Origin of the sequence: Paraburkholderia sp. CI2 (genome assembly GCF_014201055.1) — a bacterium.
Classification (GTDB): domain Bacteria; phylum Pseudomonadota; class Gammaproteobacteria; order Burkholderiales; family Burkholderiaceae; genus Paraburkholderia; species Paraburkholderia tuberum.
On sequence record NZ_JACHDL010000011.1, the window covers coordinates 144602 to 165673 of the forward strand.

General features: G+C 62.7%; 22 protein-coding genes. 13 read left to right on the forward strand and 9 right to left on the reverse strand.

Going from position 1 to position 21072, the window contains the following annotated elements; all coding sequences use genetic code 11:
• Positions 1-16 precede the first annotated feature (16 nt).
• Positions 17-304: a DUF3331 domain-containing protein gene (locus HDG32_RS17410; protein ID WP_013091570.1), complete on the reverse strand. Its 288-nt coding sequence runs from the start codon at positions 302-304 to the stop codon at positions 17-19.
• A 343-nt stretch (positions 305-647) separates the two neighbouring features.
• Here HDG32_RS17410 and HDG32_RS17415 point away from each other — a divergent pair, with 343 nt between their 5' ends.
• On the forward strand, positions 648-1742 hold the full coding sequence (locus tag HDG32_RS17415; RefSeq protein ID WP_184069305.1) for an AI-2E family transporter: 1095 nt from the start codon (positions 648-650) through the stop codon (positions 1740-1742).
• Positions 1743-1799: 57 nt separating this feature from the next.
• Here the strand turns inward: HDG32_RS17415 and HDG32_RS17420 are convergent, their stop codons facing one another.
• Together HDG32_RS17420 and HDG32_RS17425 are read right to left on the reverse strand one after the other, a co-directional pair.
• Positions 1800-2672 carry an alpha/beta hydrolase family protein gene (locus tag HDG32_RS17420; RefSeq protein ID WP_184069307.1) on the reverse strand — a complete coding sequence of 291 codons (873 nt, stop codon included), beginning with the start codon at positions 2670-2672 and terminating at the stop codon, positions 1800-1802.
• Between the two features lie 212 nt (positions 2673-2884).
• Complete coding sequence (locus HDG32_RS17425; protein ID WP_184069309.1) at positions 2885-3994, reverse strand: OpgC domain-containing protein; 1110 nt, start codon at positions 3992-3994, stop codon at positions 2885-2887.
• Positions 3995-4520: 526 nt separating this feature from the next.
• Here HDG32_RS17425 and HDG32_RS17430 point away from each other — a divergent pair.
• Both HDG32_RS17430 and HDG32_RS17435 read left to right on the forward strand, forming a co-directional pair.
• On the forward strand, positions 4521-5699 hold the full coding sequence (locus tag HDG32_RS17430; RefSeq protein ID WP_184069311.1) for a porin: 1179 nt from the start codon (positions 4521-4523) through the stop codon (positions 5697-5699).
• 427 nt (positions 5700-6126) lie between these two features.
• Positions 6127-7074, forward strand: coding sequence for a peptidoglycan DD-metalloendopeptidase family protein (locus HDG32_RS17435; RefSeq protein ID WP_184069313.1), 948 nt, complete (start codon positions 6127-6129; stop codon positions 7072-7074).
• Positions 7075-7324: 250 nt separating this feature from the next.
• On the opposite strand, the gene HDG32_RS17440 is transcribed toward HDG32_RS17435, so the two are convergent.
• Entirely contained in the window at positions 7325-7723 is a 399-nt protein-coding gene (locus HDG32_RS17440; protein WP_184034018.1) for a hypothetical protein, read from the reverse strand.
• Between the two features lie 361 nt (positions 7724-8084).
• Here HDG32_RS17440 and HDG32_RS17445 point away from each other — a divergent pair, with 361 nt between their 5' ends.
• The 5 genes from HDG32_RS17445 (at position 8085) to HDG32_RS17465 (ending at position 14145) form a co-directional block, all read left to right on the forward strand.
• Entirely contained in the window at positions 8085-8540 is a 456-nt protein-coding gene (locus HDG32_RS17445; RefSeq protein WP_184069315.1) for a (2Fe-2S)-binding protein, read from the forward strand.
• A 1-nt stretch (position 8541) separates the two neighbouring features.
• Positions 8542-10794, forward strand: coding sequence for a xanthine dehydrogenase family protein molybdopterin-binding subunit (locus tag HDG32_RS17450; protein WP_184069317.1), 2253 nt, complete (start codon positions 8542-8544; stop codon positions 10792-10794).
• 17 nt (positions 10795-10811) lie between these two features.
• Entirely contained in the window at positions 10812-12116 is a 1305-nt protein-coding gene (locus HDG32_RS17455; RefSeq protein WP_184069319.1) for a cytochrome c, read from the forward strand.
• A 273-nt stretch (positions 12117-12389) separates the two neighbouring features.
• Complete coding sequence (locus HDG32_RS17460; protein WP_184069321.1) at positions 12390-13727, forward strand: MFS transporter; 1338 nt, start codon at positions 12390-12392, stop codon at positions 13725-13727.
• 103 nt (positions 13728-13830) lie between these two features.
• Positions 13831-14145 carry a cytochrome C oxidase subunit IV family protein gene (locus HDG32_RS17465; protein ID WP_184069323.1) on the forward strand — a complete coding sequence of 105 codons (315 nt, stop codon included), beginning with the start codon at positions 13831-13833 and terminating at the stop codon, positions 14143-14145.
• Between the two features lies 1 nt (position 14146).
• On the opposite strand, the gene HDG32_RS17470 is transcribed toward HDG32_RS17465, so the two are convergent.
• Positions 14147-14713 (reverse strand): hypothetical protein, encoded by a 567-nt coding sequence (locus HDG32_RS17470; RefSeq protein WP_184069325.1) that lies wholly within the window; start codon positions 14711-14713, stop codon positions 14147-14149.
• Between the two features lie 257 nt (positions 14714-14970).
• Between HDG32_RS17470 and HDG32_RS36440 the strand changes: the two genes are divergently transcribed.
• The 5 genes from HDG32_RS36440 (at position 14971) to HDG32_RS17495 (ending at position 17523) form a co-directional block, all read left to right on the forward strand.
• Complete coding sequence (locus tag HDG32_RS36440) at positions 14971-15330, forward strand: hypothetical protein (protein ID WP_260336501.1); 360 nt, start codon at positions 14971-14973, stop codon at positions 15328-15330.
• The gene (locus HDG32_RS17480) at positions 15330-15833 is read left to right on the forward strand and encodes a DUF4123 domain-containing protein (protein WP_184069327.1); all 504 of its coding nucleotides are present in this window, start codon (positions 15330-15332) and stop codon (positions 15831-15833) included. The genes HDG32_RS36440 and HDG32_RS17480 overlap by 1 nt, the downstream gene beginning before the upstream one ends.
• Entirely contained in the window at positions 15820-16164 is a 345-nt protein-coding gene (locus HDG32_RS17485) for a hypothetical protein (protein WP_184069329.1), read from the forward strand. The genes HDG32_RS17480 and HDG32_RS17485 overlap by 14 nt, the downstream gene beginning before the upstream one ends.
• Before the next feature lie 236 nt (positions 16165-16400).
• A complete protein-coding gene (locus HDG32_RS36445; RefSeq protein ID WP_260336502.1) occupies positions 16401-16784 on the forward strand; it encodes a restriction endonuclease fold toxin 5 domain-containing protein in 384 nt (127 codons plus the stop codon).
• Between the two features lie 7 nt (positions 16785-16791).
• Positions 16792-17523 (forward strand): immunity 52 family protein, encoded by a 732-nt coding sequence (locus HDG32_RS17495; protein WP_184069333.1) that lies wholly within the window; start codon positions 16792-16794, stop codon positions 17521-17523.
• 70 nt (positions 17524-17593) lie between these two features.
• On the opposite strand, the gene HDG32_RS17500 is transcribed toward HDG32_RS17495, so the two are convergent.
• From HDG32_RS17500 to HDG32_RS17515, 4 genes are all read right to left on the reverse strand, one after another.
• On the reverse strand, positions 17594-17833 hold the full coding sequence (locus tag HDG32_RS17500; RefSeq protein WP_184069335.1) for a hypothetical protein: 240 nt from the start codon (positions 17831-17833) through the stop codon (positions 17594-17596).
• Positions 17834-18735: 902 nt separating this feature from the next.
• A complete protein-coding gene (locus tag HDG32_RS17505; protein ID WP_184034006.1) occupies positions 18736-19392 on the reverse strand; it encodes an amino acid ABC transporter permease in 657 nt (218 codons plus the stop codon).
• A gap of 2 nt (positions 19393-19394) precedes the next feature.
• On the reverse strand, positions 19395-20162 hold the full coding sequence (locus tag HDG32_RS17510; protein ID WP_184034003.1) for an amino acid ABC transporter permease: 768 nt from the start codon (positions 20160-20162) through the stop codon (positions 19395-19397).
• A 62-nt stretch (positions 20163-20224) separates the two neighbouring features.
• Positions 20225-21046 carry a transporter substrate-binding domain-containing protein gene (locus HDG32_RS17515; protein WP_184034000.1) on the reverse strand — a complete coding sequence of 274 codons (822 nt, stop codon included), beginning with the start codon at positions 21044-21046 and terminating at the stop codon, positions 20225-20227.
• Positions 21047-21072 lie beyond the last annotated feature (26 nt).

The window sequence follows — 21072 nt, forward strand, 5'->3', positions numbered from 1 at the left end:
GGGAACGTTTCGTGCGTCAGGCCGCTTCAAGCAGCGGTTCGAGGATTTCCGCGCAGATCATCGCGGACGCATTCGACGGCGCCGGGCGCTCGGCCGGCTTGAACACAGGGTCACCGCGACGGATCTTGCGGCGCGACACCGCGCAGGTGCCGGAAGAATGCGCCGAGCGGCGGCGCCAGCGCTGCTCACCGTAGTGGCAGCGGCCCGGCTCGACCCAGCGGATCACCAGCGTCGTGTCGGAGCTCTCGAGAATTTCGATGCGTACGCCATTGCTACCGTCGAGGGGGATGGACTCCAGGGTCATCATCGGCTCCGTATTGTGGAGTGCCGAATTTAGTCCCACGCGCGCCGGATAGCTATTGTGTCACCGTTGAAACACCGTTCCGGAATTAGCAATAATCAGACTTGACATTAGCGATTCGCCGAAATGACAGGCGTTGCAAGCATTTTTTATGTGATTTTTTAATAATGCATATTTTTGCAACGCTGTGTTGCCTGTGGCGCGACGAGGAGGGCGGCCGGGAGAGAGGCGGCAACGCTTCCTTTAAGATGTCGAATGTCGGGCGGCGAACTGAGCCGTCAGTGTAGCGGGTTTGAATTTTTGAGGTCGGCTCGCGCGCACACCGTTCAAAAACACAAGAGTTCACATGATTCCACGCCCTCCCGCAGTCCCCCCCAACTCTCCCGAAGCGTCGTCCGTCGCCGCCGAGCGCCTGAAAAAGCAGAAGGCGGCATCGCTCGCGCTCTATATCGGTCTCGCGCTGCTCGCATTGTGGGTGGTGCGCGATTTCATCGTAGTGGTGGCGTGGGCCGGGGTCGTCGCGATCGCGCTGTGGCCGCTGCTGCACAAGGTAGCGGGCAGCCACTGGTTCAAGGGGCGCGCGACCTTGCTCGCGACGGTCTTCACGCTGGTGATCGCCGTGCTCGTGCTGCTGCCGGTCGGGCTCGGCATCGCCCAGGCGCTGCGCGAGGCGCACGAGCTGAACGACTGGTTCCGCAGCGTGCAGGAGAACGGCATCGCGCTGCCGGACTTCATCAACCGTCTGCCGTTCGGCGTGCAGCAGATCACTTCCTGGTGGCAGGCCAATCTTGCTCAGCCGCTGCGCGACTCGGCCGCGATGAAAGGCTTGCACAGCAATACGGTGATGACGCTCGGCCGGCATTTCGGCGCGCGCGCCGCGCATGCGGCAATGGTGTTCGCGTTCATGCTGGTCACGCTGTTCGTGATTTTTCAGGCGGGGCCGCGGCTGTCCGGCTCGCTGCTGAAGGCCGCGCGACGCGGTTTCGGCGATAGCGGCGCGGACCTCGTCGCGCATATGGGTACCGCGGTGCGCGGCACCGTGTCGGGGTTGATCGTGGTCGGTGTCGGCGAAGGCCTGTTGCTTGGCGTCGCCTACTTCGTGACCGGAGTGCCGCATGCGGCGCTGCTCGGCTTCGTCACGGCGATCGCCGCGATGCTGCCGTTCTGCGCGCCGATCGTGTTCGGTCTTGCGGCGCTGTGGCTGCTCGTGCAGGGCTCGATGGTCGCGGCGGCCGGGCTGCTGGTGTTCGGCGCGGTCGTCGTGTTCGTCGCCGAGCACTTCGTGCGGCCGGTGCTGATCGGCAACTCGACGCGCCTGCCGTTTCTGCTCGTGCTGTTCGGCATTCTCGGCGGCGCGGAGACGTTCGGGCTGCTGGGGATTTTCATCGGCCCAGCGTTGATGACGGTGCTGATGGTGCTGTGGACCGATCTCGTGGAGTAGCGCGGGCGTCGAGGGACGCGGGGCTGGGCGGCCGTGCGCCTCGCGTGCCGCGCCGGCTCAAGGGCGCTGATTCGACGGATGCTCCTGCGCCGGCGGCTTCACGCAGCCGAGCGTGTATTTGAGCGCGGCGGGCAACAGCGCGCTCCACACGTCCCACGTGTGGCCGCCGTCGATGATGCGCAGCGCCGCCGGATTGCCCGCGAGCCGCAGATGCGTGTATAGCAGCGACGCGTCGGCCTGGATGTCGAGGTCGTCGTCGCCGGATGCGATGAACATCGGCAGGCGATACGCCTGGCTCATGTAGCGGTCCCACTGCGCCGGATAGTTGAGCTCGTGCCACACGCGCGAATCGAACTGGCGCTCGCCGAACACGCCGACCCGCCGCGCCGCCGACGCGCGCGGCGGCTCGTTCGTGTAGATCGCCGGACTGAGCAGCAGCGCGCCGCAAAACATCTCGGGCCGCGTCAGCGCGTAGCGCAGCGCGCCGAAGCCGCCCATCGACACGCCGCCGATCATCCGGCCTCCGCGCTGCGTCGCGACCGCGTAGTGCGTTTCGATCTCGGGCAGCAGATCGTCGAAGAACGCGCTCTCCATCTTTTCCTTGCGGTCGACGTACCAGTCCGTGCCGCCTTGCGGCATCACGATGACGACCGGGGCAATCTCCTTGCGCTCGATCAGCGTGTCCGCGGCGTTCTGCAAATGACCTCGCGTGAGCCAGTCGTTGGCGTCGCCGTTATTGCCGTGCAGCAGGTAGAGCACCGGCAGGCGCGGACCGTCCGCGCGATAGCCGCCCGGCAGGTAGATCGTGTAGTTCCAGTCGCGGCTGAGCGTATCGGAATGGAAGCTGCGGCTCGCAACCGTGCTCGCGAACGCGGGCGCGCCGACGGCGAAGGCAAGCAGTGCGAGGGCGAAACTGAGGAATCGACGCATGTCAGTAGGGAAGGACGGCGGGCGCGGGACTCGCGCGCGGCCGTCATGCTATCAGCATTGGCGCCAGATTTGAGATGGAAAGTGGCGCAGAGAAGGATGGCGCTTTATGCGCGCAAAGTTCTTCGGGCGCCAAGGGTACGTCAAGTGCCCCGAAAATCGCGACGCGTCAGGGACGCGCTCGAAGGGCGCTCGAAACGTAGCCGAAAAGTTCTTCAGCCCGACGTCCGCAGCCGCCCGTCCACGAGCCGCCCGACGAACCGCTTCAGCGGCTCCACGGCCAACGCGACGGCAAACAGCGCGCCGACCGCGGCCGCATCGGCGAGCAGTCCGAGCGGATAGTTCAGGTAACCATCGGTCGCCGCGTAGAGCACCGAGTCGATCACCAGCGAAATCACCGCGCCGGCAATGAAGCACAGCAAACCCTGACGCCCGATCACGCCGACCCACGGCAGCCGCCGCGCGACCTTCTTCGCCCAGCCGAGTTCGACCAGATTGGCGACGAGCCACGCGATCGCGAGGAAGTTCCCAGCGCGCAGGTAGGACAGGTTCTGCTTGAGGCTCCCGGCAAGTGGCGCATCCAGCACAACGAGCTTGTAGTACGCGGCGCCCACGACCACCGCGAACGCCAGCACACTGACGAGCCATCCGGATCGATGCGCGCTGGTGCGCTGATACACCGGCTGGCAGCGCGCGAGCACGCCGAGCACGAACATCAGTTGCCACGCGAACGGGTTGAAGTTCCAGTGCATGTCGGGCGCGGCGGGAAGGTACTGGCTGATCGCCGGTGCGCCGGCCCACAGCGCGACGCTGCCGGCGACCAGCAGCCAAGGCCTGCTGCGCGCGAGCGGCAGGATCGCGGGCACCAGCAGCGCGAAGAACGCGTACATCGGCAGCACGGACGCGAGGTACGGCTGGCGGCGTAGCAGCACGATGTCGCGCAGCGCGGCAAGCGGCGTGTCGATCAGGTCGTCGAGATCGGTCGTGGCGAGATTCGGCCCGTCGATGCTGAATGCGGTCAGCACCGCGCTCACCAGCAGCATCAGCCCGGCGGTGACGAGAAACGCGCGATAGATCTCGAACGAGCGGCGCAGGAAGCGGCCGCGCGCGATCGTCTCATTGCGCCGCTCGGCGAGCGTCGCATAGGCGGTGGCGGTCGCGAAGCCGCCGAGGAACACGAATGCTTCGGCGGCATCGCACAGCGCGTACGCATGCAGCGTCACGCGCGACAGAATGCTGCCGCCGATGTGATCGACGACGATGATCAGCAGAACCAGTCCGCGGAAAAAGTCGAGCTCGATCAGGCGGGAAGATGACTTGGCCATTGTTTGCGTCAAAAGCAGCCCCGTGCGACGGCGCGCTGATCCAGCGCGGCGGGCGTCTCACAAGGCTTTTTAATATGGGATTGGGTGCTGCGGCGGTGAGGTGATCCGTGCTGGCGTCGCCAGTGGCCCATCTCGCCACGCTCGACCGGTATCGCACGGCGGCCGTGTCAGCGGGCTGTGAAGTTGACCTTCGCGGTGACGCCGAGTTCCGTTGCATCGCAGCAAAGGCGCAGATTATATTTCTTTTCATGACGATGACGCAGCGAGACCGCAGCAGCGGCTGCTGTTTACCTGAAGCGACGTTACGAAAAAAGAGGCAGCAACGCGCAGTGGAGAATTAGCAACATTCTCGATGCTTGGCGCATCCACGCATGGACGGCCAGACTATGTCGTGTGAGGATTTCCGGAAAAGCGCAGCTATTGGAGCAGTCTTCAGAACTGCTGGAAAAGTGACGAGAACAAAGAGCAAAGAGAACAAAGCGGCCGGATCGAGTTGTCCTATCACTCGCGGTGCAGGGAGATCATCATGAACAAGCAAGTGCTCGCGCTGGCTGTCTCCATTGCTGCGTCTGCCGTTCTTGCCGCGCCTGCCGCCGCGCAGACTAGCGTCACGCTGTACGGCGTGATCGACGAAGGCATCAACTACACGAACAATGTCGGCCACGGCCATGTTTATGAACTCGCCAGCGGTCTTGCGCAGGGAAGCCGCTGGGGCCTGAAGGGTTCCGAAGATCTCGGCGGCGGCCTGAAGGCGATCTTCCAGCTCGAGAATGGTTTCGATCTGAATTCCGGGCGGCTCGGGCAGGGCGGCCGCCTGTTCGGCCGGCAGGCTTTCGTCGGACTCAGTTCAGAGGCGTACGGCACGCTGACGTTCGGCCGGCAATACGACTCGGTCGTCGATTATCTCGCGCAGACCACGGCCAACGGCAATTGGGGCGGCGAGCTGTTCTCGCATCCGTACGACAACGACAACACCGACAACACGTTCCGCCTCGACAACACCGTCAAGTACACGAGCCCGTCGACCTCGGGCTTCCAGTTCGGCGGCACCTACAGCTTCAGCAACGACACGAACTTCGCCAACAATCGCGCCTACAGCTTCGGCGGCCAGTACACGTACGGCGGGCTGCTGGTCGCGGCCGCCTATCTGCAGGCCGACAATCCGGGCAACGGCTCGAACGGGGCGATCACCGCGAACGACGCCGGCTTCGTCGCGACGCGCCTGCGCGTGTTCGGCGGCGGCATCACCTATACGTTCGGACCGGCGACGGCGGGCTTCGTCTATAGCAATTCGAACTACCTGGAGCCGACCGCAAACGGCTATCTCGGCATCGAGCCGCTGGTGCCGCTCGTGCCCGTCACACCGCCGGGCGTGCTGCTGAATTCGCTCAAGTATCAGAACTTCGAGATCAACGGCAAATATCAGATTTCGCCGGTGCTGTTCGTCGGCGCGCAGTACGTGTACACGATGGAAACCTACGACGCATCGAACGGCGGCGTGAAGCCGCGCATCCATACGTTCGGCCTGATGGCCGACTACAACCTGTCCAAGCGCACCGACCTCTATCTGCAGGGCGCCTATCAACAGGTCACCGGCGATTCCACGCTATCGATCCTCGATTTCGCATTCATCCCCGGCACGCAGTCGCCGTCGTCGACGTCGAAGCAGGTCGTCGTGCGCGCGGCGATCCGGCATAAGTTCTAGTTCGCTGCTCTTCAAACGCAGATCGGCCAGCCTTCGGACTTCGAAGGCTGGCCTTTTTTGCGCCCTCCGACGCGACGCATGGCTATTCAAGTTCCCCTCCCGCCTGCCGATAAGTCGAATGTCGACAAGTCTGAACGCGCCGCGGCGAAGCGGTGATGTATGCGTCGTTGGCGTCCCAATACACGTGCCGTCGTAACGCGGAAATACGGCTCGTAACGTCTGTATCAGAGTGTGTGGGGCAGGCGTTTTTATTGAACGACACTTTAGAATTCCGCGAGAAATTTGATCGGCAAGCAGGCAGGAAATGAGCGCCATACGAGGCGGCTTCGCCGTGCCGTCGGGAAGGCCGCGCGGCCGAAGATCGCGCACCTCGTCCGCGGCATCGGGCTATCCGGCTTGCGCATTCATACAGCAGGAGTCGAACAGGATGAGAAAGCGTTTCGACAGAACGTTATTGGCCAGTCTCGCTGGCGCGTGGGTCGCGCTGGCCGTCAGCGGTTGTGCGAACGTTGGGCAGCCGAATGCGCAGAACGGTGCGGCAACCAGCGCCAACGCGGCGTCCGGCGTGCCGGCGGCGAATGCGACGGGAGCGGCGTCTGGCGACCCGGCGGCAGCCGCGCCGCTGTCGATCGACGCCAGCGATAACGCGCCACTGAAGAAATCGCCGCCGCTCGTGTATCGGGTCAGGCGCGGCGACACGCTCGCGCGGGTTGCGCAGCATCATCACATCAGCGTCAAGCAGTTGCAGGCATGGAACGGATTGAAGGCGTCGGCGCGGCTGAAGCCGGGGCAGGTGCTGCACGTTGCGTCGCCGGAGACGGTGCGCGCGGCGAAGGCGGCCAATGCGGCGGCCGCCGCGAAGGCGGCGGCGCAATCCGCGGCGCAGCGTGCGTCACAAGCGACAGCGCAAACGTCGGCGCAAGCTTCGACACAGTCCGCCGCGCCGGCTCCGGATGCCACCGCAGTCCGCGAAGTCACGCAGGAAACCCGCCGGCACGCGAGCAGCGTGACGCTCGCGTGGCCTGCCGCGGGCAGCGTCGTCGAAGCGTACCAGCCCGGCGAAACACGCGGCATCGAGATCGGCGGCAACGCGGGCGATCCGGTGCGAGCCGCCGCCGACGGCAAGGTGATGTACGCGGGCACCGGACTGAACAGCTATGGCAGTCTGATCATCGTCCAGCACAACAAGGATTTTCTGACCGCGTATTCGCACAACCGCAAGCTGATGGTCAAGATGGGCGACATCGTCCGCAAGGGACAGCAGATCGCGGAGATGGGCGACGAGAACAACTCGCGTGTGTCGGTGGGGTTCGAAGTGCGGCGCGACGGCAAGCCGGTCGATCCGCTGTCATATCTGCCGCAGGGGCGCGGCTGAGCTTCCACGTTCCCGCAAAAGCTCACCTTGAATTTATTCAGCTAAACCAGGTAATTTGATCGACCGCGCATTCCGGCGGTCGACGAATCGTTGCAAAAGTACCTTCACGTCAGAGCATTCCGCTCGATCTGCGCAAGAATACCGACGATCAACCATGCGGCCTCGACCCGCAGCCGTTTATGAACGGTGAGGCAATGCAGGAGCCGGCAGGCAGCGCACGCGCCGCCGCCGTGCCTGGTGCGAATCGCCGTTACGTCGTTTGCCCTCCGCGCAGCAGCCGCGATACCTCACCGTGGTAATGCAGGATCGCGGGATCGGCCTGCAAGAGCGGCAGATAACGCGGCAGGAAGTGATTGTGCGGTTGGTCGGGCGAGAACAGGCCGACCACGGCCTCGGCGGTCGCGAGACGGTCGCCGGCCTCGGCTTCCGCGTCGTCGAGAACTTCGTCGACGCTCGCGATCACCGTCGACAGCGGCGTCAGCCAACGAAACCCCGAGCCGTTGATCAGCACCTGCAGGAATGCCGCCGGCGTTACCGGGCCGAACTCCTTTTCGTACGCGGCGCGTTCGTGATCGAGAATCGCCTTGTGCAGCGCAAGCAATGGTCGGCGAATGTCCGTGAGGAATTGAGTGCATTGCGGGTCGTTCATCGGCGGCTCCAGCGGCTGAGGTGATTCGACGGAATCGTGCGTCGCAACACCACGCAGTGCGATGCAGCGGGTCGCGCGATCACGCTAACGGATCGATCCGTCGATGGTAACGCATCGCTCCAGCCGACACATGCGATCCACCGCGCACAGCATGCGATGTGCCGCCTGGCACCGTCAAAGCGAACTTCTTTCGACACCGCTACAATCGGCCGGTTTTCTTGCGACACCCGCTCGCTCACAGGCCGCATTTCATGGCTTATTAGCGCGACACGCCGAACAAAACCGGTGCGTGTCGGCGGTCTGGTGCGGTGTCGCGATCTAAACCGCGTGACCACAACAACATCCCCACCCGGAGCCGCTCATGACAACGCTCAATATCAACGGCCAAACCCATACCGTCGATGCCCCGCCCGACATGCCCCTGCTGTGGGTGCTGCGTGATCTCGTCGGGCTGACCGGCACCAAGTTCGGCTGCGGCATCGCGCAATGCGGCGCATGCACCGTGCATCTCGATGGCGTCGCGGTGCGCTCGTGCGTGTTCCCCGCGGCGGCGGTCGGCGACCGCAAGATCGTCACGATCGAAGCGCTCGGCGCCACGCCGACGGGCCAGAAAGTGCAGCAGGCCTGGCGTGAGCTCGACGTCGTGCAATGCGGCTACTGTCAGTCGGGGCAGGTGATGTCGGCGGCGTCGCTGCTCGCGCGCAATCCCAATCCGAGCGACGCCGACATCGACGCCGCGATGGCGGGCAACATCTGCCGCTGCGGAACCTATCACCGCGTGCGCGCGGCGATCAAGCACGCCGCGAAGGGGGCCTGACATGTCCCAGGGATTGCTCGATGCACAGAACGGCGCGCAGCCGGCTGACACCGACACGCGGCACGCACGCGGCATCTCGCGGCGCGGCTTCCTCAAATTCGGCGTGACGGTCGGCGCCGCGGCCGGCGGCGGCCTGCTGCTCGGCTTCAGCATGCCGGCCGCGAGCCAGGATCAGAAGGCGGGCAAGAGCGTGATCGGCGGCGATGCGAACGAGGCGCCGCAAAACGGCGTGTTCGCGCCGAACGCGTTCATCCAGATCGACAACGCCGGCAAGGTCACGCTCGTGATTCCGAAGGTCGAGATGGGTCAGGGCGTCTATACGTCGATTCCGATGCTGATCGCCGAGGAACTCGAAGTGCCGCTCGGCACGGTCACGCTCGATCACGCGCCGCCCAACGAAAAGCTCTTCATGGACCCGCTGCTCGGCGGCCAGTTGACCGGCGGATCGACGTCGATCCGCTTCGCGTGGGAGCCGATGCGCCGCGCGGGCGCGACTGCGCGCGTGATGCTGATCAACGCGGCCGCGCAGCAGTGGCAGGTCGATCCGGCGAGTTGTCATGCTCAGGCCGCTCAGGTGATCCACCCGGCCAGTAATCGCAGCGCGAGCTATGGTCAGCTCGCGCAGGCCGCCTCCGCGCTGCCCGCGCCGCAGAACGTGCCGTTAAAAGACCCGAAGGACTTCAAGCTGATCGGCACGCCGGCGAAGCGTCTCGATTCGCCGGAGAAAGTCGACGGTACCGCGCAGTTCGGCCTCGACGTGCGCTTGCCCGAGATGGTTTACGCGGCGATCGCGAACTGTCCGGTGTTCGGCGGCACGCTCGCGAGCGTCGACGATACGCATGCGAAGACGATCCCCGGCGTGCGCGAGGTCATCAAGCTCGACAACGCGGTCGCGGTGATCGGCGCTCACACGTGGGCCGCGAAGCGCGGCCTGCAGGCGCTCGACATCAAGTGGAACGAAGGCGCGGGCGCGCAGGTATCGATGAAGCGCATCGTCGACGATCTGGCGGCGGCCTCGCAACATGGCGGCGCGGTGGCGCGCAAGGCCGGCGACGTCGGCCGCGCGTTCGGCGATGCGAAGTCGCGCGTCGACGCGGTCTACCAGCAGCCGTTCCTCGCGCACGCGACGATGGAGCCGGTCAACGCCACGGTCCACGTGCGCGGCGACGCCTGCGAAATCTGGCTCGGCTCGCAGGTGCCGACGCGTGTCGTCGATGCGGCGGTCGCGGTCACGGGCTTGCCCGCCGACAAGATCATCGTGCACAACCATCTGATCGGCGGCGGCTTCGGACGGCGGCTCGAAACCGACATGGTCACGCAGGCCGTGAAGGTCGGCAAACAGGTGTCGACGCCGGTCAAGGTGCTGTGGACGCGCGAGGAGGACATCCAGCACGACATGTACCGACCGTACTACTACGACACGATCTCGGCCGGGCTCGACGCGAACGGCAAACCGATCGCGTGGCAGCATCGCATCGCCGGGTCGTCGATCATGGCGCGCTTCGCGCCGCCCGCGTTCAAGAACGGGCTCGACCCCGACGCGGTGGAGGTCGCCGCCGATCTGCCGTACGACCTGCCGAACCAGCTGGTCGACTACGTGCGCGTGGAACCGCACGCGGTGCCCACCGCGTTCTGGCGCGGCGTTGGGCCGACGCGCGGCACGTTCGTCGTCGAGAGTTTCATCGACGAACTCGCCGCGCACGCGAAGATCGATCCGGTGCAGTACCGGCGCGATCTGCTCGGCAAATCGCCGCGCGCGTTGAACGTACTCAACCTGGCCGCGCAAGCGGGCAACTGGGGCAGCGCGCTGCCCAAGGGGCAAGGGCGCGGCATCTCGGTGATGCACGCGTTCGGCAGCTTCTTCGCGATCGTCGTCGAGGTCGCGCTCGAGCAGGGCGAAGTGACGGTCAAGCGCGTCAACTGCGCGGTCGATTGCGGGATGTTCGTCAACCCGAACACGATCGAAGCGCAGGTGCAGGGCGGCATCATCTTCGGCATCACGGCGGCGCTTTATAGCGAGATCACGATCAAGGACGGTCGCGTCGAGCAGAACAACTTCACCGACTACCGGATGCTGCGCATCAACCAGACGCCGCCGATCGACGTGCATATCGTGAAGAGCGGCGAGGCGCCCGGCGGCATCGGCGAACCCGGCACCGCGGCGCTCGCGCCCGCGCTGACCAACGCGATCTATGCGGCCACCGGCACGCGGCTGCGGCAATTGCCGGTTGGCCGCCAACTGCACAGCGCCTGACGCGAAAGGAGCCCGACATGAAAAAAATGCTGAAGGGTCTTGGCGCAGCGCTATGCGTCGCATTGCCGTTTATCGCCCAGGCGCCTGCTGATGCCGCAACGCCGGCAGCCACCGGTTCAGCCGATCAAACGCTCGTGCAACGCGGCGCTTACCTCGCTCAACTCGGCGATTGCGCCGCCTGCCACACCGCGCCGAAAGGCAAGCCGTTCGCCGGCGGCCTGCCGATGAACACGCCGATGGGCCGCATCTACGTGACCAATATCACGCCCGACGCACGGACCGGCATCGGCGGCTACACCGAAGCCGATTTCGCGCGGGCGCTGCGTGAGGGCGTTGCGAAAGACGGCCACAACCTGTATCCGGCGATGCCGTATCCGTCCTACGCGAAGGTCGACGACGACGACGTGAAGGCGCTGTACGCGTTCTTCATGCACGGCGTCGCGCCGGTGCAGCAGGCGAATCGCGAGTCCGACATCAAGTGGCCGTTGAACATGCGCTGGCCGCTGATGTTCTGGAACATGGCGTTTCTCGAGAAGGGTGCGTATCGCGACAAGCCGGGCAAGGACGTCGCGTGGAATCGCGGCGCGTATCTGGTGCAAGGGCTCGGACATTGCGGGTCGTGTCACACGCCGCGCGGTGTTGCGTTCCAGGAAAGTGCGCTCGACGAAAGCGGCAGCGCATTCCTGAGCGGCGCGCTGCTCGACGGCTGGTTCGCGTCGAACCTCACGGGCGAGCACAACGCCGGGCTCGGCCGCTGGAGCGACGAGGATCTGCGCACGTTCCTGAAGACCGGCGCGAATCGCCATGCATCGGCGTTCGGCGCGATGACGAGCGTGATCAACAACAGCACGCAAGCGATGAGCGATCAGGACGTCGCGGCAGTCTCGACGTATCTGAAGTCGCTGCCGCCGGTCGGCGGCACCGGCGCGGCCGCCTATACGTACGATCCGCAGGCGACGAAGGTGTCGCTCGATCGCCCCGCGAACGATGCCGGCGCACGCGTCTATACGGCGTATTGCATGCATTGCCACGGCGTCGACGGGCACGGCTTCGCGCCGATGCTCGCGCCGCTCGCCGGCAATCCGAACGTGCTCGCGAAGGACGCGTCGTCGCTGATCAACGTCACGCTGAACGGCACCGGCGATCTCGTGATCGACGGCGTGCCGTCGCCGTTTCCGATGCCCGGCTTCGCCGCGGTGCTCGACGATCAGCAGATCGCCGAAGTGCTGAGCTTCGTGCGGGCTGGCTGGAACAACGGCGCGCCGGCGGTCGGTGCGGCGGAGGTGGCGAAGTTGCGGCAGTCGACGCAGGCGGGGCGTTGATCGGTCGCTAAGTGCGGCGGAGAAGCGCGCTTGCCGACCTCGCGCCGTTTCAGGTTGTGGGCCAACCGACGGCAGCTATCATAGTGGGACGGTACACCGCGCCTTCGTCGATGGACTCGCCGTCGGCCAATGCCGACATTTGCACCACGACCGATACAGGCGCATTGGTCCTATGGGAGTCCCCGTCGTGTTCGAACGGCTCTCGGAATTGGCCACGACCTTCGTCCGCCGTGCGGCGTCGAAGTCTCTGCGCGAAGCTCATGGACTTCCGACATGACCCTATCCAGTCAAGCCCGAAACGTGTCGGTCACACCGTCGGCTTCTCGCCTGTCGACGCTCAGTCACATACAGATCGCGTCGCTGTGGTTTGCGCTCTTTACCCAATGGATGACGGTCGTTCCGGTGCTCGTGCCGGCACAGGTCGCCGATATGCTCGGACGCGATGCCGCGTTGAAGGAAGGCGTGGCCGGCTCCGTCATTGCGTCCGGCGCATTCATCGCGATGATCGTGGCGCCACTGGCCGGCGCGCTTTCAGATCGCTGCTCTGCAAAACATGGACGCCGGCGACCGTTTCTCGTCACCGGCGTGTTCGGCATTGCGGTTGCACTGGTATGGCTTGGTTCATTCAACGGCGGGGGGAGTCTATGGATGTATACACTCGCGTTCCTGCATCTCCAGTTCTGGTGGAACTGGGCGGCGGGGCCGTACGCCGGGCTGGTGCCCGATGTCGTGCCAAAACAGGAAACCAACCGCGCGAGCGCGTGGCTCAACGTGATGACCGTGCTCGGCACGATCACCGGCAACGTGGTGCTCGTTGTCCTCTATTCGCCGGGCCACCTGTATCCTACGGTTGCCGCGTTCGTTGCGATCATGTTGCTCTGCCTTTGGCTGACGATTCGCGGCTCGCGCGAGCCGACACCGGTCAGATCCCGACAACGGTTCGAGCTCGTCACGTTCATGCGCTCGTTCTATCTCGATCCACGTCTGCACCGAAACTTTTACTGGGTCCTGGTAACCCGTCTGTTCGGTAACATGGGAATCTGGTCGATCTTCACCTTCATGTTGTACTACCTGCAGGATGTGATCGGCATTCGTCATCCGACCGGTCTCCTGAATGGGCTGCTTGGCGTCGGCGTGGTGCTCGCGATCCCGGCCAGCCTGCTGGGCGCAGGGCTCGCCGACCGGCACGGCGTCGTTCCCGTCGTCCGCCTGACCAGCTGGATCATGGCCGGAGCTGCGATTGGCTTTGTCCTGCTGGCGTTGCATCCAAACCTGTTGCTGGTGATCACAGTCGGGCTGGTTTTCTGCGCCGCTTACGGAACCTATCAAGCCGTCGACTGGGCACTCGCGCTGCAAGTGTTGCCAGACGATGCGTCCAGCGGCAAGGACATGGGCATCTGGCAAGTGTCGATGGTGCTACCGCAGATCCTCGGCCCTGCCGCCACCGGGTGGATGCTGTCATGGGTCAAGGCGTTTGCCGGTGCCGGACCCGCCTATGTCGTCGCTTTCGTCGTCGCAGCGGGGTGGTTCGTGCTCGCGGCGTGGCTCGTCTCGCGCATCAGGATCGCTTCCCGGCAGGACGTATCCACCGGGGTCAGCGGGCGATCATGAGATGGCGCTCGCTCGCGCATGGCGGTCTGATCCCGGAGATGCTCCGACTTGAACTCCAGAAAACCAAATGTCGGCAGCGAATCGGCAGTTTCGCGTCGAGCCGTTGCATGCATTGCGTCTGGGCGCGTGGAATAGCGCGATCAACCTGTTTATCGCAGTGGCAAAGGGGTTGCTGGTGGCGATCTACTTCATGGATTTGCGCCGTGCCTCGCCGATGCTGCGCATCGCGGAGGTCACCGCATTGCTGGCATTGGGCCTGCTTTTCGGCTTGAACGGTACCGATTATTCGACGCGAACCATTCACGTCTCGCCTTGGCAGGCGCCGGCCGGGCCGCAAGATGCTGGGGCGGCCGGGGCATCGGGTCGTCAGCTTTCTGGTGCTGCGGTCGGCGCTCCGTGCGACGCGGGCCGATGCTGAATCAGCCGGCCGATCGGTAATGGCGCGCTCGTTCGGCTAGGCGCGCCTTCAATGCCGACGTTTGTCGGGAAATTTCCATTGCGGCCGAGTGTGCGCGGTCGAGGCACGGCGTCGTGTGATCGACTCTTTTTTCATGAGCCGTTAGGTACAGGACATTCTTGAAGTTTCCCCAGAACAAGTTCATTTCGCCGTGGAGCATTTCAACGTCGTCGTACAGAGACGGCTCGTAAAGCCCACAGATCATTCGCAGTTCATCGGTTTCCTTGCGGATAGACAGGTAGCGCTGATCATATTCATATTCGCCCATTTCAGCGCGCCAGTTGATATCTATGCTGTCTTGTGAGAACTCTCGACCTATGGCGGTCAACTGCCGATGCACTGTAGCCAGTCGCTCAAGGGCAAGAGCTTTCTCTTTCTCGCGCAACTCGCCATTCCGTTTCAATGTCTCCTGCTCGATCTGAAAGCGATGATTGCTCCGCTGCGTCTGCATCTGGATAACGGCGGTGAGAGCGCCGCCGAGCAAGGCGGCCGAACCAGCAACGATTGACGAAAGGATTGCGGTATCCATATTGAGTGAAAGAAATATTGAAAAGTGAACTGGCGGATATGGACGCATCATGGACAAAGTACTAATCGGCGTCAATCAATAACGGCACAGGCGGCTGGATGCAATCATTTTAGTCCTGCGCCAGCAAGAATGTGCCTGAAACCTTCAGAATTGTGAAAGTCTATCAAAACTGCGTTATCTCAATTTAAAGTCGTTGACCGTGTCGCTTTTTAGATGGTTAATTCGTCGGGTGTTTTCTGGAAAACAGCAGAGGTCAGATGGAGCAGCAGAAACAGGATGAAACCGGGGGTAAGGAAGAGTGCCAGCTTTGCCGTATCACCTATTCAATCTACTCAAACTTCCCGCCAATGCCGTCCGCAATTGCGCTGAACGCCGAAACCGGCGAATGGTTTCCGTTCGATAGGCTTCGGTCGTATTCAAACGGCTACGACATGGCCGAGGCCCTCGGTTACGCGTGGGCATGCGATTGTCGCGGACGCTCCCCTGATTCCGCGCAGAAAAAAGGCCCGTTATCGATCCACCGCGCAACGCCCCGGTCGGCGCTTCCGCAGTCGTCTATCTGTCTCGAATGCATGATCCACGCTGCCGGGCAAGGCGCGATGACCCTGGAACGCTGATGATTCCCACCTCTGTCAATGAACAGCTTCGCCAGTACGGGGAACGGCACTTCAGTGGCCGCGTGCTGGCGCTAGTGGATGGCATCCAGTACCAGCAGCATACCGGCCAGCAACTCACGCCCGAAAACGATAGGACGGTTTCGCTGTTCGCGGGCACGAACGACATGGCACTTGCACACGCGGGGCCGTGGCTGTTTGATCCGAAGACGACACCCGACCATCTTGCGAACCTGCGCGAACTCGAACAGGCCCGCCCTGGCGTGATCTGGCTGATCACCTCAGAGAGCCTGGAGAGGCAGGCCGCAAAGCTGCGCCCGCACCTGAATACCCGAATACCGGACGGACGATCCGCTCTGCTGCGCTTCTGGGACCCCAGGGTGTTGCATGCGCTCAATGCGGTATGCCACGGCAAGAGCGAGCGCGATCTTTTCAGGGCTGCCGAAGCTTGGCACTACCTCAACGAAGGACGACGGTTCACCATCAACGACAATGGAATTTACTGAAGGACAATGGGCGCTTCTGAAAGACTACGAAGACCGTAACTATGTGGACTTTATCCGTGGTCATATCGTGCGCGACTATCCCGCGCTGGCCAATGATCCGACCTTGCGCGACCGGCTTAATGCGGCCTTCGCGCGAACAAAGGTACTCCGCTTCACGCATGACGTGCCGATAGTCGATTTCCTGTATGTGGAAGCAACGACGCCGGAGTTTTACAGCATTCCGGTGGTCATAGCATGGCTGTACAAATCAGGAGTTCCGGGTGAACAGCGATTCGAAATGTTGATGCAGGCAACAGGTAAAAGACAACAGGAAATGAAGGAGAAACGCTGATGGGTATTCCATTCCCGGCGACGCTCGCACGCGCAGCAAACGCAATGGCGCAGGCAATGCCAATACCTGTTCCGGTCCCCACCACTGCACTGTCTGCTGGTCCTGCGGGCAGCAGCGGCACTGGCGCGGGTGCAGACGGCGGATGGGGCGAACTACCGCGTGACCGGAGCCGCGAGCGCGAAAGGCCATGCAAGTGCCCACCAGAGAAGGGCGATAAAGTCACGCGCAGGTACGGTATGAGTCCGAAGTCCCGGCGTTATCAAGCCCGTATCACCGGAAAAGCATATGGGATCGACACTGACGCCAAAGGCCGCGAGACTCGCGGTGGTTGGAATCAGGAGTGGGCGTGGCTTGGAACTGATTTCGATGGCTTCGTGACGGCACAGTGCCTATTGCAAGAGGCAAAGGATGACTACGATCAGTTCCTAGATGAAGACGATGAACCGGTCTTTTGGTTTGCGGGATTCAAAAGTATGGCCGATACCATCGCAGAGCAGGCGAAGAAAGTGAATGCCAACCCTCCATCGAGATTGATGTGGTATTTTGGGACACCTAAAGCAAGGGAATACATAATGCCAACGCTGCTGAAAAACGGCGTCCCTTCTGTCTACCAACCTTGAGATCGCAATGAATCTATTTGCTCAGTATAGGGATACGCCCAATTTACCCAATGCCGACTTCGAATTTCATCTGCGTCGCTTAAGGCCTGTAGTTGATGCACTTGCAAGTCAAGATGCAATGCTTAAGGAGTGGTATATCCAGGGGGGCAGCGCCGAGGAAGCGCTTCGGTATCGCGTTTACGGAGAGAATCGTCAACCTTTGCCTACGGCCATTGATGAGATGACAAAAGAATACAAGGGAAAATCGAGGGATGATCCAAAATCAATTGGGATTTGGAATGGGGCGGCACAGAAAGATGGTGCTTCATTCACGATATCTATCGATGGTGGAGATGGTTTCTCCCAACAATTCGACTTTAATGTCAAAGAAAGATCAAATGAATCATCTCGACTTGGGGGGTATCAAGCCGTCGCGCAGATTGTCACGAAAGTCGTAGAAGTGTATGCGCCGTCCTATGCCATCTTCGGTCCACGCAAGTACTTTGCCAACTCGGTTTTCGATAATCGTCCCGGCGTAAGCTGGATGCTCTACCTACCGCACGCTCTCACAGCCGCCCAAGTGCCCGAAGCGCGCGCCCTTATCCCTGTCATGTGCGATGGCAAGCAGCAAGGCACGATCATCGTCAGCGTGACGGATGAAGTCTTTGACGTGAACAACCGGGAGCACGTCAATTCGGCTAATGATATCGAAATCCGCCTCGCCGACCAAGACCTGTTGCCGCGTTTCGTTGATCTCTGAGTTCGGCTCGCTACCACCGCTTCGGCGGGGCTTTGCCTGCGAAAAGGCCCGGCGAGCGGGCCTTTCGCGGTTACGCGTGATTCCAGAGAGTGGGCCTCAGGGGCGATCCGCCACGATGCCACTTGCGCTGTTCCGCTGCGATCTTCTCCAGCAGTTGCAACAGCTGTTCGCGCCTGCCGGCTTCATCCGCCTGTTCCATAGCAGCCCGGTATTCATCAGGCGTCGGCTTGACGCCATCACAGCACCGGTTCACCACCACCGTAAGCGCATCCATCGGCGGCCCGGCATACCGGGCACGCAACGATGCCATTGCATCACACGTGAGTTGGGTCAGGTCTTGACAATTAGTAGAAAGTCGCAAAAACAAAAAAAGGGTTACGCGCCGATGCGTTGTAACCCTTCAATGATTTCGGTTGGTTGCGGGGGAGGAATTTGGCACAAGGAGACAGATTGTGGGGCATTGCCAGAAAATTGACGAGGAAATCCAATGGAGAAATGCAGCGTATAAACGCTATCGCGGCCTGTCCAACGGCGTCTACTATAAGAAAATCACGTGGTGCGCGGACGGCCTGAGCGCCGATCCCGATTCAATGCAACCCCTTCCGGATATGGCGAAATGAGAATAGCCGCCTTTATCGCGATCCTGTGTATTGGCTACGTCGCCGATTCGCAATCAGCTATCGGTATGGAAGTGGTCACGCGTTGCGGACTCGGAAGCGATCAGAGTCATACGCTCGCATTGCTGCGCGATCATCCCATAGATAGCACGTCGGTTTTCTATCTCAGCAAGAACAGCACCGCGCCGGTACGACTTTATGCGGGGACGAGGATCAATCGCGGGGCGATGAAATACAGGTGGCATGTATCGGTTCAAAGGAGCGCGTATTCGTGATATCCGGCGAATTCACATCGAACTATCTCCAAGGCGTTGCGATCCGCTACAACACGAAGGCGGGGCGATGGGAGCGCGTCGATTTCGCCGAGCGCGAACGCCCAGCCGCTATTTATCTCGATCCGAAAGGGTTAGTCGTACTGATACCCAATAGCGGGCGGAACGAGTCTCCCGAGCGATAGATTATTTACCGATACGACGCTGGTGCCGGACTAGTGAAGCAAGCCTATTCGGATCATCTTCCGCATTCCAGTGTTGTGCCAATTCCGGTCCCCAAAAATCGACCGGAGTGACAACAACAAACACGTTTGTTGATAGGGTCACCGATGCTGTCCCACCTTCTGCCGCTTTTCGAGCACGCGAGCATACCAGGTCAGCGGAAAACACATCGCGAAGTAGATCATCGCGACCATGCCGTAGATCGGAAACGGCCGGAACGCGGCATTCGTGATCATCGTGCCGGTCTTCGTCAGTTCGGCGAAGCCGATGATCGACGCGAGCGCGGTGCTCTTGACCACCTGCACGAGAAAACCGACGCTCGGCGCGACCGCGATCTTCAGCGCCTGCGGCCACACGATGTAACGCAACTGCTGGCCGAACGTCATGCCGAGGCTCGCACCCGCGGCCCACTGACCGCGCGGCACCGCTTCGACGCAGCCGCGCCAGATGTCGACCAGATACGCGCTCGTATAGAGCGTCAGCGTGACGGTCGCGGCGGCCCACGGCGACACGTCGATGCCGATGAGCGGCAAGCCGAAGAAGGCGAGAAAAAGCTGCATCAAGAGCGGCGTGCCCTGAAACACCTCGACGTACAGCACGACGATGCGGCGCAGCCACGCGATCGGCGACACGCGCATCGCGAGCAGCACGAGCCCGACGATCCCGCCGCCGACGAACGCGATCAGCGACAGCAGCACGGTCCAGCGCGCGGCGAGCAGCAGGTTGCGGGCGATGTCCCACAGCGTGAATTCGACCATGATCAGCGCTCCGTCGGCAGGGTGCGCGCGCCGCGCCACATCAGGCGGCTGCGCCAGTTGCGCGGCAAGCCGTCGTTGCCGCTCCTACTGCTGTTGTTACCTCGTGCCGCACGGCCCGCGAACAGCCCGCGGCCGAAGCGGTTCAACAGCTGCCGCAACACGATCGACATCAGCAGATAGGCAGCCGTGATGATCACGTAGCTCTCGAACGAGCGGAAGTTGCGCGACTGGATGAAGTTCGCCGCATAGGTCAGGTCGGGCACCGAGATCTGCGACACGACGGCCGAGCCGAGCATCACGATCAGCACCTGGCCGAGCAGCGCGGGAAACACGTTGGCGAGCGCCTGCGGCAGCACGACGTAGCGGAACACCTGGCGTCCATGCAGGCCGAGCGCCTGCGCGGCCTGCACCTGACCGCGCGAAATCGAATCGATGCCGGCGCGCACGATCTCGATCGCGTACGCGCCGAGATTGACGGTCATCGCGAGAATCGCGGCCTCTATCTCGTCGATATGAATGCCGAGGCTCGGCAGGCCGAAAAACACGAAGAACAACTGCACCAGAAACGGCGTGTTGCGGATCAGCTCGACGTAGCTCGCGACCAGCCAGCGCGCCCACTTCGGCCCGGCCGCCGCGATGCTCGCGCCGGCGATCCCCACCAGCCCGCCCGCCAGGGTCGACACGGCCGTGAGGCCGAGCGTCACGGCGGCGCCGCGCGCGAGCATCCCCGCATACAGGCCGAAGCCGCTGAAATCGAACGCGTAAGTCATGGCCTCGTGCCCATCGTAGGATCAGATCGCGGCGCGGCCTTCACGGCGCCACGCCACGGGTTTCAAAGATCGGCCGGCAGCGGCGCGCGCAGCCACTTCTGCGAAATCGCGTTCATCGTGCCGTCCTTGCGGGCCTTGGCAATCGTTTCGTCGACCTTCGCCTTCAGGCGCGGCTCGTTCTTGTTCAGACCGACGTGATCGGGCGAGCTGAACAGCGCGAACTTCTGCTCCGGATCGTTCGCCGGATGCCGCGCGAGAATCGTCGCGCCGACGTCGTTGCCGACCACCATCAACTGTACCTGACCAGAAAGAAACGCCGAAATAGCGCCGTTCGGATCGTCGAAACGTTTGATGTTCGCCGACGGCGGCGCGATCTTCGTCACGCTCAGGTCTTCGAGCGTGCCGCGCGCGACCGAGATCGACTTGCCGCCGAGGTCGGCGGCGGTCTTCACCGGCAGCGACTTCGGGCCGAACACCGCGAGGTAGTACGGCGCGTAGGGTTGCGAGAAGTCGATCACTTTTTCGCGCTCGGGCGTCTGGCCGACCGACAGCAACATGTCGGCCTTGTGGTCGGCGAGAAAGGCCATGCGGTTGTCGCCGGTGACCGGCACCAGTTCGACCTTCGCGTTGAGCGCCTTGCCGATCAGATTGGCGACGTCGATGTCGTAGCCGACCGGTTTCATGTCCGGACCGATCGAGCCGAACGGCGGATAGTCCTCGAATACGCCGATGCGCACGGTGCCCGACTTCGCGATGTCGTCGAGCGCGTCGGCATGCGCGGCCGACGGCAGTGCGCACAGCGCGCCGAGCGCGGTCATCGCGAGCGTCGCGGCGAGCGTCGCGAACACGCGGCGGGTCGATTGGAGAGCGGGGCGCTGGTTCATGATGTGTTCCTCTGTCGTAATACGGT